The organism is Polynucleobacter sp. HIN9 (genome assembly GCF_030297635.1).
In the GTDB taxonomy this organism is placed as follows: Bacteria; Pseudomonadota; Gammaproteobacteria; order Burkholderiales; family Burkholderiaceae; genus Polynucleobacter.
Genome location: NZ_AP028140.1, coordinates 1,006,920 through 1,019,742, shown reverse-complemented (window position 1 = coordinate 1,019,742; position 12,823 = coordinate 1,006,920). Strand labels below are relative to the sequence as shown.

13 protein-coding genes are annotated in these 12,823 nt (G+C 51.5%); 12 read left to right on the top strand and 1 reads right to left on the bottom strand.

Features of this window, described 5'->3' with window-relative positions; genetic code table 11:
• Positions 1-30: 30 nt before the first annotated feature.
• Entirely contained in the window at positions 31-588 is a 558-nt protein-coding gene (locus QUE62_RS05355; protein WP_286260985.1) for a peroxiredoxin, read from the top strand.
• A gap of 45 nt (positions 589-633) precedes the next feature.
• On the opposite strand, the gene QUE62_RS05350 is transcribed toward QUE62_RS05355, so the two are convergent.
• On the bottom strand, positions 634-1,335 hold the full coding sequence (locus QUE62_RS05350) for a Bax inhibitor-1/YccA family protein (RefSeq protein ID WP_286223063.1): 702 nt from the start codon (positions 1,333-1,335) through the stop codon (positions 634-636).
• Between the two features lie 269 nt (positions 1,336-1,604).
• Here QUE62_RS05350 and ndk point away from each other — a divergent pair, with 269 nt between their 5' ends.
• From ndk to hflC, 11 genes are all read left to right on the top strand, one after another.
• Positions 1,605-2,030, top strand: coding sequence for a nucleoside-diphosphate kinase (gene ndk, locus QUE62_RS05345; protein WP_108508520.1), 426 nt, complete (start codon positions 1,605-1,607; stop codon positions 2,028-2,030).
• 7 nt (positions 2,031-2,037) lie between these two features.
• Entirely contained in the window at positions 2,038-3,192 is a 1,155-nt protein-coding gene (rlmN, locus tag QUE62_RS05340; RefSeq protein WP_286260984.1) for a 23S rRNA (adenine(2503)-C(2))-methyltransferase RlmN, read from the top strand.
• Positions 3,193-3,210: 18 nt separating this feature from the next.
• The gene (ispG, locus tag QUE62_RS05335; RefSeq protein ID WP_458574818.1) at positions 3,211-4,488 is read left to right on the top strand and encodes a flavodoxin-dependent (E)-4-hydroxy-3-methylbut-2-enyl-diphosphate synthase; all 1,278 of its coding nucleotides are present in this window, start codon (positions 3,211-3,213) and stop codon (positions 4,486-4,488) included.
• The gene (gene hisS, locus QUE62_RS05330) at positions 4,475-5,761 is read left to right on the top strand and encodes a histidine--tRNA ligase (RefSeq protein WP_286260983.1); all 1,287 of its coding nucleotides are present in this window, start codon (positions 4,475-4,477) and stop codon (positions 5,759-5,761) included. The genes ispG and hisS overlap by 14 nt, the downstream gene beginning before the upstream one ends.
• A 50-nt stretch (positions 5,762-5,811) precedes the next feature.
• Positions 5,812-6,465 carry a YfgM family protein gene (locus tag QUE62_RS05325; RefSeq protein ID WP_286260982.1) on the top strand — a complete coding sequence of 218 codons (654 nt, stop codon included), beginning with the start codon at positions 5,812-5,814 and terminating at the stop codon, positions 6,463-6,465.
• Positions 6,465-7,595, top strand: coding sequence for an outer membrane protein assembly factor BamB (gene bamB, locus QUE62_RS05320; protein ID WP_286260981.1), 1,131 nt, complete (start codon positions 6,465-6,467; stop codon positions 7,593-7,595). Before QUE62_RS05325 ends, bamB begins: the two co-directional genes overlap by 1 nt.
• A gap of 12 nt (positions 7,596-7,607) precedes the next feature.
• Positions 7,608-8,966, top strand: coding sequence for a ribosome biogenesis GTPase Der (gene der / locus QUE62_RS05315; protein WP_286260980.1), 1,359 nt, complete (start codon positions 7,608-7,610; stop codon positions 8,964-8,966).
• A gap of 114 nt (positions 8,967-9,080) precedes the next feature.
• Positions 9,081-9,329, top strand: coding sequence for an RNA chaperone Hfq (gene hfq / locus QUE62_RS05310; protein WP_108508513.1), 249 nt, complete (start codon positions 9,081-9,083; stop codon positions 9,327-9,329).
• Positions 9,307-10,563, top strand: a complete 1,257-nt coding sequence (gene hflX, locus QUE62_RS05305; protein ID WP_286260979.1) for a GTPase HflX — start codon at positions 9,307-9,309, stop codon at positions 10,561-10,563. The genes hfq and hflX overlap by 23 nt, the downstream gene beginning before the upstream one ends.
• Complete coding sequence (gene hflK / locus QUE62_RS05300; protein ID WP_458574817.1) at positions 10,520-11,926, top strand: FtsH protease activity modulator HflK; 1,407 nt, start codon at positions 10,520-10,522, stop codon at positions 11,924-11,926. The genes hflX and hflK overlap by 44 nt, the downstream gene beginning before the upstream one ends.
• Before the next feature lie 20 nt (positions 11,927-11,946).
• On the top strand, positions 11,947-12,816 hold the full coding sequence (gene hflC, locus QUE62_RS05295; protein WP_286223055.1) for a protease modulator HflC: 870 nt from the start codon (positions 11,947-11,949) through the stop codon (positions 12,814-12,816).
• Positions 12,817-12,823: the final 7 nt, after the last annotated feature.

Below are 12,823 nucleotides of genomic sequence, written 5' to 3'. Positions count from 1 at the left end.
TTCTGATGGGGTTCATCGATTAGATTCCCCATGACCAACCTTAATCAACTACCTACCGATTTACCAGCCCCTCAAGATGATGGGGCTTGTAAACATTTGGTCGGCATGGCTTTGCCCAATGTGGCTTTGTTAGCAACCGATGGATCGATGGTGAACCTCTCACAACTACCCGGGCGCACAGTCATTTATTGCTACCCCATGACCGGGCAGCCTAATGTGTCATTGCCCGAAGGGTGGGATCAAATCCCAGGCGCGCGTGGCTGCACACCCCAAAGCTGTGCTTATCGTGATCACTATCAAGAACTCCAAGCCTTAAATGCCAATGTGTATGGCCTCAGTGTGCAGAGTACGGATTACCAACGCGAGATGGCTACGCGTTTGCATTTGCCATTTCAGGTGCTCAGTGATGAGCAGTATCAGTTCCAGCAGGCCCTCAACTTGCCAACCTTTGTAGCGGCAGGGATGACCTTACTAAAACGCGTGACCCTGATTACCAATGATGGGCATATTGAGGCAGTACATTACCCAATCTTCCCAAGTGATAGTGATCCTACTTGGGTATTGGATTATTTGAAGAGCAAGAAATAAAAAGGGCGCCGCAGCGCCCTAAGTTACCGCATGACGATGTTGCTATTAGTCGCGGTCTCCACCAAAGATGCCCAGAAGAGCCAAGAGGTTGGAGAAAATGTTGTAAATGCTTAGGTAGATGCCTAAAGTTGCAATGATGTAGTTGGTCTCACCACCATTAACCACACGCTGCACATCCACCAGGATGAACGCGGAGAAGATGGCAATCGCTACAACCATCAAGGTGAGCATCAGGGCAGGGATCTGCAACCAGATGTTGGCCAAGGAAGCCAAGATCAACAGAATGACGCCTACGAACAGGAACTTGCCCATGCCCGAGAAGTCTTTCTTGGAGACCGTGGCAATCGACGCCATCACGGTGAAGATTGCAGCTGTGCCACCAAAGGCGCCCATGATGAGAGCAGCACCATTGCTGTAGCTACCCAGGGTCATGCCAATCAAGCGCGAGAGCATCACACCCATAAAGAAGGTAAACGCCAGCAAGAGCACGACGCCCATACCGGTGTCTTTGTTCTTCTCAATTGCCCAGAAGAAACCAAAGGCAACGGCCAAGAACAAAATTGCGCCCATAAATGGACTACCTTCAAAGAAGGTAAAGCCCATGGCCACACCCAGCCACGCACCAATCACGGTAGGCACCATGGAGAGTGCCAAGAGGGCGTAGGTGTTTCTTAGGACACGGTTACGGGATTGGGCAGTTGCAACTGCAGCACCACGACCAAAACCATACGAATTCAGATCACTCATTGAGTAGCTCCTTAAAGTAAGTCCAACATGGACTTGATAGTCACCAAGTATAGACAAAACATATAAAAATCAAGACCTTTGTGACAGGAAGGTCGCTGGCATTAGGGTCTTTTGGTGATATACCTAAGAAATTCAATGGCTTAGGACTAAGAATAGGGGATAAAACCCTAAAAACAACGTATAATTTCGCATCGCAATACCGAGTATTGCTGACAAATGATTCAATAAAACCGAAAAACCGTTTCATACAACCTCACTGGAGTTTTTGCATGGCAATTCAGCGCACCTTATCCATCATCAAACCTGACGCAGTCGCGAAGAACGTGATTGGCCAAATCTATGCTCGTTTTGAGCAGGCTGGTTTGAAGATCGTCGCCGCCAAAATGGCGCACCTCTCAAAAAATGAAGCTGAGCAGTTCTATGCCGTGCATAAAGAGCGTCCTTTCTTCAAAGACCTCGTGAGCTTCATGATCTCGGGTCCGGTCATGATTCAGGTACTTGAAGGTGAGAACGCGATTGCCAAAAATCGTGAGCTGATGGGTGCGACCGATCCCAAGAAAGCCGACAAGGGCACAATCCGCGCTGACTTTGCAGATAGCATTGATGCTAATGCCGTGCATGGTTCGGATGCACCAGAGACCGCTGCAGTGGAAGTCGCCTTTTTCTTTCCCGGCATGAACATCTACGCACGTTAATTCACCATTGAATTCAAGCCGCACGAACTTACTCAATTTTGATGCTGCCAAGATGGCAGAGTACGTTGCGGGACTAAATGAGAAGCCCTTTCGGGCGAAGCAACTCTTGCAGTGGGTTCATCAGCGTGGCGTCAGTGACGTGGCGCTGATGACCGATCTGGCTAAATCCTTTCGTCATCAACTCGCAGAAGAAGCAGAAGTCATTAGTCTGCCAGTCATTGGGGATATGAAGGCTGGTGACGGTACCCGCAAGTGGTTACTGGATGTGGGGGCTGGTAATGCCGTTGAGATGGTGTACATCCCCGAGGATGATCGCGGCACATTGTGTATTTCCTCCCAAGCGGGTTGTGCAGTCAATTGCCGATTTTGTTCCACTGGTCACCAAGGCTTTGCTCGTAATCTGACCCCGGCCGAGATTATTGGACAACTTTGGTTTGCCGAGCATCATTTGCGCGAGGATCCGCTTGCGATTCGCAGGCTGGATGAGGATTGTGCGGAGCAAGCACAGGGTCGTGTGATTACGAATGTGGTGATGATGGGCATGGGCGAGCCTTTGCTCAACTACGATGCGGTGCTCGTGGCATTGCGTTTGATGCTCGACGATCACGCCTATGGACTCTCGCGCCGTCGCGTGACTGTCTCAACCTCGGGTGTGGTGCCCATGATGGATCGCTTGGCCCAGGATTGCCCAGTGGCTCTCGCTGTATCCTTGCACGCACCGAACGACGCTCTGCGCGATGAGCTCGTGCCGCTGAATCAAAAATACCCCTTAAAAGAACTGATTGCCGCGTGCGATCGCTACTTACCATTTGCACCGCGCGACTTCATTACCTTTGAGTACTGCATGCTCGATGGTGTAAACGATCAAGACCAGCATGCCAAAGAGCTAATCAAACTCTTAAAGGGCTTGCGTTGCAAATTAAATCTCATTCCCTTTAATCCATTCCCAGCTTCAGGCTTAAAACGCTCACCCGCTGAGCGCGTCAAACAGTTTGCCCAAATTTTGCTAGACGCTGATTTAGTAACCACCGTGCGTAAGACCCGCGGTGACGATATCGCAGCTGCCTGCGGCCAGTTAGCAGGCGATGTGATTGATCGAACCCGTCGTGCTGAGCGCATGCAAGCACTTAATGAGCAGGTGATTCAGTTTCAGGGACGATAATGAACGCAATTGGATGCCATGATGAATAAGATCGAGCCAGGCTGTTTGCCACCATTACCTCTCGGACCATTACCGCGCCGTCTATCGCGCCAGTCGGTGGTGGCGTGGGGCGATAACCGCGTCACAGTTGGTGGAGATGCCCCGGTGCGGGTGCAATCGATGACCAATACCGACACCGAGGATGCGATTGCAACTGCGATTCAGGTCAAGGAGTTGGCGCGTGCTGGATCGGAACTGGTGCGCATTACCGTGAACACCCCAGAAGCCGCGGCACAAGTGCCCTATATTCGCGAGCAACTCGATAAGATGGATGTGAAGGTGCCTTTGATTGGCGACTTTCATTACAACGGCCACACCTTACTCAAAGATTATCCCGATTGCGCCAAGACCTTATCGAAGTACCGTATTAATCCCGGTAATGTGGGTAAGGGTGCTAAGCGGGACCCGCAATTCGCACAGATGATCGAAGCGGCTTGCCATTACGACAAGCCAATTCGGATTGGGGTGAACTGGGGCAGTCTTGATCAAGAGTTACTCGCACAGATCATGGATGAGAACGCTAAGCTGGCCACTCCCAAGACCTCTCAAGAGGTAATGATTGAAGCCTTGATTCAGTCGGCACTTCAATCGGCCAGTAAAGCGGTTGAGCTCGGCATGAACCCTGATCAGATTACGCTCTCGTGCAAAGTGAGTGGTGTACAAGATTTAATTGCGGTCTATCGCGATCTCGCCAGACGTTCCGATTACTCCTTGCACCTCGGGCTCACCGAAGCTGGCATGGGTAGCAAAGGTATCGTGGCATCAACGGCTGCACTTGCAGTGCTCTTACAAGAAGGAATTGGTGACACCATTCGTATCTCCTTAACACCCGATCCCGGTGCACCGCGTGAGAATGAGGTTATTGTCGGGCAGGAGATCTTGCAAACCATGGGATTGCGCAATTTCACGCCGATGGTAATTGCTTGTCCTGGATGCGGTCGCACTACGAGCACCACCTTCCAAGAACTGGCTGCCAAGATTCAATCGTATCTGCGTCAACAAATGCCAGTGTGGAAGAAAACCCATCCCGGTGTTGAAAACATGAACGTCGCAGTGATGGGTTGTATCGTCAATGGTCCAGGCGAGAGCAAGCACGCCAATATCGGCATCTCTTTACCAGGAACTGGTGAGAGCCCCGCAGCCCCAGTCTTTGTGGATGGTGTGAAGGTCAAGACCCTACGCGGTGAGGGCATCGCCGAAGAATTTCAACTAATCGTCGACGAGTACGTTAAAGCCAATTACCATGCAAAAAATTAATGCCATCCGCGGCATGAACGATCTGCTGCCTAAGGATGCAGCAGCTTGGTCTTATCTCGAGCGCACCTTAGCGGATCTGACTCGAGCATACGGCTATGAACAGATTCGGACACCCATTGTGGAATCCACCGCACTATTCCAACGCGGTATCGGTGAGGTGACTGATATTGTCGAGAAGGAGATGTACTCCTTTGAAGATCGACTCAATGGAGAGCAACTCACACTGCGCCCCGAGGGAACCGCAGCAGTCGTGCGCGCTACGATTGAACACAATCTAATTTATGACGGCCCCAAACGGCTTTGGTACACAGGACCCATGTTTCGGCATGAGCGCCCACAGCGTGGACGCTATCGCCAGTTTCATCAATTTGGGATTGAGGCACTGGGATTTGCAGGCCCAGACATCGATGCCGAGATCATCTTGATGGGCCAACGCCTGTGGGATGAACTGGGTTTGCAAGGCGTGCGTTTGGAGCTTAATTCCCTGGGCGAGGCGCCCGAACGCGCTGCGCATCGCCAAGCACTCGTCGATTACTTTACGCAACACCACGCACAATTGGACGAGGACTCGCAGCGGCGTTTGCAAACCAATCCACTGCGGATTCTGGATTCGAAGAATCCAGCAATGCAGACTCTCATTGAGGGCGCCCCCAAACTCTTGGAGTTTTTGGGTTCGGAGTCCTTAGCTCACTTTGAAGCAGTGCAAACGCTCCTAAAGGCCAACAACATTCCATTTAAGATCAACCCACGATTGGTGCGAGGTTTGGATTACTACAACCTCACTGTATTTGAGTGGACCACCGAGGCATTGGGGGCGCAAGGTACGATCGCCGGCGGCGGTCGCTACGACCCCTTGATGGAGCGGATGGGTGGCAAGAGTGCGCCAGCCTGCGGTTGGGCGATGGGTATGGAGCGCGTACTCGATCTGATGGCGATCTCGAAAAGTACTCCCGCTAGTGAACCCGTATGTGATGTGTATGTCTTGCATCAAGGCGGCGAAACTCTGGTGCAAGCCATGATTGCCGCAGAGGCGCTGCGTAGTACCGGAATTGATGTGATTTTGCATTGCCCACCCGATGGGCAGAGCGCAAGCTTTAAATCTCAAATGAAGAAAGCGGATGCCAGCGGTGCGCAATTGGCTCTGATTATTGGTCCTGATGAGCTTGCCCGTGATGAGGCGCAGTTAAAAAATCTGCGCGGCACCGGTGCGCAACATGCCGTGCCACTCTCTGGCTTATTGGTGGCCGTGGTGGATGCTTTAGTGGATTCTTAGCCATAAAGCATAAAATAAGCGTTTGAACAATTGAAGAAAGCAGTATTGGAATGGCACTTGACCTCGAAGAACAAGAGAACCTAGCGAACCTCAAATCGTTTTGGGCCCGCTATGGCAATTACATCATCGGTGTTATTACCGTGGCATTGCTCGCCTATGCCGCTTTCAATCTTTGGGGCTGGTATCAGCGCAGCCAAGCAGCCGATGCGGGTAAGTTGTACGAGACCCTGATTAATGCAGTCACGAAGAACGAGAAAGATAAAACCTATCTCGCCGCCGATGATCTGCAAAAGAAATACGGCGGTACCACCTATGCTGCCATGGGCAACCTCGTGGCTGCCAAGATTGCGATGGATAGCAATGACGCTGCGAAAGCACAAGCGTATTTGAAGTGGACCGCCAATAAAGCGAGTGATGATTCGTTTCGGGCGCTGGCGCAATTGCGTCTCTTAGGACTTCTTATTGATCAAGGAACGGAAGCCAGCCTGAAAGAGGCCGATCAACTCCTCAAAGAAAAAGCCGTCAAAGGATTTGAGCCTTTATGGATTGAGCGCCGTGGCGATTGGTATTTGGTGCAAAAGAAGATTCCGGAGGCCCGCACCGAGTACCAGAAGGCGATGAAGGCGATGCAAAGTGATAAAGCCTTTCCAGAGGACGCACGTGGTTTGTTGAAAGTGAAGATTGATGCCGTAGGGGGTATGTAGTGCAAGTTTTGCGCTGGGGGCTCATTGCGTCACTTTCACTTGCATTGATTGCTTGTTCTGGCTCGTCTAAAGTTCGCAAACCCGCTGAGCTCGTCAATGTTAGTAATCAAGTCGAGCTTGCTGAGGTTTGGTCAACCAATGTAGGCAGTTCGATACCCGCGAACTTCCGCCCCTTGGTTGCTGGCGATCATGTATTTGCGGCATCTGCGCGTGGCACCCTTAGTAAATTAAATATTCAGAATGGACGAGCGGTGTGGGAGGTCAGTGTTCCCGAGAAACTTTCGATTGGTCCAGGATCGGATGGTAAGACTACGGTTGTGGTGAGCGCGGAAGGCAATGCCTACGGTTACGATGAGTCGGGCAAAAATATTTGGAAGACCCCGATTGGTAGCGAGGTGCTCTCCGATCCGATTGTGGGGGCGGGGGTGGTAGTGATCCGTACCCTGGACCATCGCTTTATCGGTCTGGATGCAACGACGGGTAAGCGGCGTTGGATCTATCAGCGACAACAGACTCCTTTGTCGTTGCGTGTCGGCTACGGCATGCTCCTGGTGGGTAATGATGCAGTGGTGACTGGATTTGGGGGCGGTCGCTTTGGAGCGCTTGCGCTCTCCAACGGCGGTCTCATCTGGGAATCGGCTGTCTCTTTCCCCAAGGGCTTCTCTGAGATTGAGCGCTTAAATGATGTTACCAGTCGACCCAGCTTAGAAGAAGGGCGTCTTTGCGTAGTCTCGTATCAGGGCAAGATCGGTTGCGCAGAACTGCGTAGCGGTAATTTAGTGTGGTCGAAGGACTTCTCAAGCTATACCGGTACCACCCAAAGTACCGAGTTTGTGTTTGCTGCCAATGAAAAATCCCATGTGTATGCCTACCGTGCAAGCGATGGTGTGCAAGTTTGGGAGAACACCCAGTTAACCTGGCGTGATGTTGGTGAGCCACTGGCGATTGGACGCGTGGTGATGATGGGTGATAAACAAGGCTATGTGCATCTTCTGAATCAAAATAGTGGTCAGATGGTCTCGCGTATTCGTCACGACAGCTCACCGGTCACAGCAGCACCGATTGCAGCCGGGGGCGTGATCATCATTGCTTCTCAAGGTGGCAAGATTGCGGCGTATCGCCCGCGTTAAGACCCATTACTTATGAAACCCGTTATTGCCATCGTGGGCCGACCCAATGTCGGCAAATCCACCTTATTCAATCGCTTAACCAAATCCCGTGATGCCTTGGTGGCGGATTTTCCTGGACTCACGCGCGATCGCCACTATGGTAACGGTCGAGTGGGGGATCGTGAATTTATTTGTATTGATACGGGCGGCTTTGAGCCCGTTGCTAAGACCGGCATCATGGCCCAGATGGCCAAGCAAACCAAGCAAGCGGTCGCTGAATCAGATCTGGTGATCTTTTTGGTCGATGGTCGACTCGGACTTGCACCGCAGGATCGCGTGATTGCGGATTTCTTGCGCAAGACCGGACGCCCGGTGATCTTGGCAGTGAATAAGACCGAGGGTATGTCAGCTAGCGTGGTCACCGCAGATTTTCATGAACTGGGTCTCGGTCAACCCGAGCCCATTTCCTCTGCGCACGGCGATGGAGTGCGGGCTTTAATTGAAGAGGCTCTTGATCAGCTGCAGATCCCCGAACCTGAGCCCGATGATGCTGCCGTTGCCGATGGCACGCGACCCATGAAGATTGCGGTGGTCGGTCGACCCAATGTCGGCAAGTCCACCTTCATTAATACTTTGCTTGGCGAAGATCGGGTGATTGCTTTTGATCTCCCCGGCACCACGCGCGATGCCATTGAAGTCGAGTTTGAGCGTAATGGCAAATCCTATGTCTTAATTGATACGGCAGGGCTGCGCCGGCGTGGCAAGGTGTTTGAAGCGATCGAAAAGTTCTCGGTGGTCAAAACTCTGCAAGCAATTAACGATGCCAATGTGGTGATCTTGATGCTCGATGCCCAACAGGATATCTCGGAGCAAGACGCACACATTGCTGGCTATATTGTGGAAGCAGGGCGCGCATTAGTACTAGCTGTGAATAAATGGGATGGCATTGATGCCTACGTGAAAGAACGTGCACGGGTTGAGATTGCCCAAAAGCTTCGCTTTCTAGACTTTGCCAATGTGCATCCCATCTCAGCTAAAAAAGGATTTGGGATCAAAGAGCTGTTTAAGGATTTGGATAAGGCCTACCAAGCTGCGATGGCGAAACTCTCCACGCCCAAACTGACCCGCGCCATGATCGATGCAGTAGCACACCAGCAGCCCAAGCGGGTGGCCAAGGGTCGACCCAAACTTCGCTATGCCCATCAGGGTGGTATGAACCCCCCAATCGTGATTATTCATGGGAGTGCACTGCATGGGATTACCGATAGCTACAAACGCTATCTCGAAGGGCGCTTTCGGGAGATCTTTGAGCTGCGCGGCACCCCCTTGCGGATTGAGTTTCGGACTGCGGCAAACCCTTATGTCAAGGATGAAAAACCACGCCGTAAGTAGGATTTGTCACACAAATACAGAAATCCATTAATTAGGGTTAATATCCTTATAGAAAACATCAGTGTTGTATACAAAAGCAAGACTCCCTAACTTAAATAACGATTAAGGAGCAGTATGAATACCAAACAAGTCCAGTTGCTGCAGGACCCTTTTCTCAATGCCTTGCGTAAAGAGCATATTCCGGTATCCATCTACTTGGTAAACGGAATTAAGTTGCAAGGTAATGTTGAGTCATTTGATCAATACGTGATTCTGTTGCGCAATACTGTCACGCAAATGGTCTACAAGCATGCGATATCGACCGTGGTACCCGCCCGAGCTGTGAGCTTTAGGGCAGACGATGAGGACGCTCCAGCTGCATAACACCGGAGTCGAGGAGGTCCGCGCGGTATTGGTTGGGATTGATACCGGCAAAGACGATTTCCCAGAAAGCATGGCTGAGCTTGCACTCTTGGCAGAGAGTGCGGGCTCCATTCCAAGCGCCTCGGTGATTGGTCGCCGCGGCAGTGTGGATCCATCCTTATTCATCCGTTCCGGTAAGGCCAATGAATTGCTGCGGGCCATGAAAGAGCACGATGCTGAACTCGCGATCGTCAATCACGCGATTTCCCCAACCCAGCAACGTAATCTTGAGCGCCATCTCGGTAAACATGTGATCGATCGCACGGGCTTGATTCTGGACATCTTTGCACAGCGTGCGAAGAGTCATTTGGGTAAGACTCAGGTGGAGTTGGCCAATGTGCGCTATCGCATGTCAAGGCTAGTGCGCGCTTGGAGTCACTTGGAACGTCAAAAGGGTGGTATTGGTCTGCGTGGTGGCCCGGGTGAGACCCAGATGGAGTTAGATCGCCGCATGCTCGCCACTAAAGCAAAACGCTTAGAAGCCGAGCTTGCAAAGTTGCAACGTCAGCAGCGCACTCAACGTCGGGCACGCGCTCGCAATGAGGTGTTCTCGGTGTCTCTAGTGGGGTATACCAATGCCGGTAAGTCCACTTTATTTAATGCGCTCACCAAAGCCGGCACGTATGCTGCTGACCAACTCTTTGCAACCTTGGATACCACCTCTCGACGGGTTCACTTGGAAGAGGGGCGACAAATTGTCCTTTCTGATACTGTGGGATTTATTCGTGAGTTACCTCATCAATTGGTGGAAGCCTTTCGGGCCACACTCGACGAAACAGTGCATGCGGATTTGATCTTGCATGTAATCGACGCCTGCAGCCCCGTTGCGAAGGAACAGCAGGCCCAAGTCGAGGCAGTACTCAAGGAAATTGGGGCGGATGGTATTCCCCGCTTAGAGGTCATGAACAAAATTGATTTGATGCCACAGACCTTTACGAAGGGTCCCCAGATTGAGCGTGATATCCATGGAGTGCCCTATAGGGTCTATATATCCGCTCAGGCCGGTATGGGTTTAGACCTCCTGCGTGAGTGTCTATGCGAGTTTGCGCACAGGACTGATAAACTAAAGGTTGAGCACGCTGACGTCCAACATCGCAAGGCGCATGGCGATCTGCTCCAACCCTTAACCGATAGACCAGAAACCGCTGATTTTGATTTCCATTCGACCCGAAACTATTCGCCAAACACTCCATAAAGTAGGTGACTACTTTAAAGGGTTTTTCTCCGTCAATGATCCTGGCTGGGGAAATAATTACCAAGCACCCAAAGGGGATAAAGACCCCAAAGAAGGTGGTGATCAGGCTCAGCCCAATGATCCAATCGGGCAGCCTCAAGGTAATCGCCGTCCTAATAGTGGGCCACCTGATTTAGATGACCTCTGGCGTGACTTTAATGACAAGTTGAATAATCTCTTTGGCGGTAAGAAGCGCCCATCGGGCGGTGGTCAGCCCCCAAGTGGTGGTGGTCGTAAGCCACCGCAATTTAATGTTGAAGGCTTTAATCCCAAGACGGCTAGTTTGGGCGCCTTGGTGATTGTGACCCTGGTATGGCTCTTTAGTGGCTTCTTCATGATTCAGGAAGGTCAGGCGGGCGTCGTTCTCACCTTTGGTAAGTATGATTACACCGCGCGCCCCGGTATTAACTGGCGGATGCCCTGGCCAATTCAATCAACCGAGACCGTGAACTTATCAGCCGTTCGTTCGGTTGAGATCGGTCGCTCGGTCATGATTAAGGGCACTAATCAAAAAGACTCCTCGATGTTGACCGAAGACGAAAACATCATTGATGTGCGTTTTGCAGTTCAGTACCGCTTAAAAGATCCGATGGAGTACCTCTTTAATAATCGCGATCCAGACATGGCCGTAGTTCAAGCCGCTGAGACCGCGGTGCGTGAGATTGTGGGACGCAGCAAGATGGATACGGTTCTGTATGAAGGTCGTGAGAAGATTGCGATTGATCTGGCGCTGGCTATCCAAACTATTTTGGATAGTTACAAGACCGGCATCTTTGTGACCAGCGTAACCGTGCAAAACGTACAACCGCCTGAGCAAGTTCAGGCTGCGTTTGATGATGCAGTGAAAGCCAGCCAAGACCGAGAGCGCCTCAAGAGCGAGGGTGAGGCGTATGCGAATGACATCCTGCCGCGCGCCAAAGGTACTGCAGCTCGTCTGATTCAAGAGGCTGAGGGTTATCGAGCCAGAGTCTCGGCGATGGCTGAAGGTGATGCCTTGCGCTTTAAACAAATTTACAGTGAGTACGCGAAGGCTCCACAGGTGACCCGCGATCGGATGTACATCGACACCATGAAGGAAATCTATAACAACGTCTCGAAGGTCTTGGTGGATACCACCAAGAGCAATAGCTTGTTGTATCTACCGCTCGACAAAATCATTAATCAGGTAACCACCGAGGCACAGCAAGCTGCCCAAGTGCAGGGCGCCACGCTGCCTGGCGTCGTATCACCGAATGCCATCTCCGCTCCTGCCCCCAATGCAACCCCTTCGCCCGCAGAGCGCGCTCCTGAGCGTCGTGAAGGCTTGCGTAGTCGTGAACGTTAAGAATCGAGGAAAAAGTTATCATGCCTAATCGTCTCCTTGGTCTTATTCTGGGCCTAATCGTTGCGTTTTATTTGATTAGTTCTTGCATCTTTGTAGTGGATCAACGCAAGTTTGCGGTGGTGTTTGCCTTCGGTCAGATCGTACGAGTAATTGAAGAGCCAGGTCTGCAGTTCAAGCTTCCTGCGCCATTCCAAAACGTGATCTTCTTTGATCGTCGCATCATGACGATTGATAATCCCGATGCTGAGCGCTTCATTACCGCTGAGAAGAAAAACCTCTTGGTGGATTCGTATGTGAAATGGCGCATTATCGATCCGCTTAAGTTCTTCGTGAGCTTCCGTGGCGATGAGCGTTTAGCAACGGATCGTATGAATCAGCTCATTCGGTCGGCATTGAACGAAGAGTTCACTAAACGCACCATTCGCGAGATTATTTCTGAGCAGCGTGATCAGGTGATGCAGGGCATCCAGAAAAAAGTGGAGGACGATGCCAAAGCCATTGGTATTGAGATCGTCGACGTTCGTCTCAAGCGGATTGACCTCCTGGCCGAGATTAGCGATTCGGTTTATCGCCGGATGGAAGCCGAGCGTAAGCGCGTTGCGAATGAGTTGCGATCCACTGGTGCGGCAGAGTCCGATAAGATTCGGGCGAGTGCGGAGCGTCAGCGCGATGTGATCTTGGCAGAGGCCTATCGTGATGCCCAGCGCATTAAGGGAGCAGGCGATGCGCGTGCCACCGCTTTATACGCAGATGCATTTAACCGTGACCCGCAGTTTGCTCAGTTCTATCGCAGCCTTGAGGCGTATCGCAATTCGTTCAAGGATAAGAAAGACGTGATGGTGATCGAGCCGAGTAACGACTTCTTCCGGTTCATGCAGAAGAAGAACTAATCGAGTT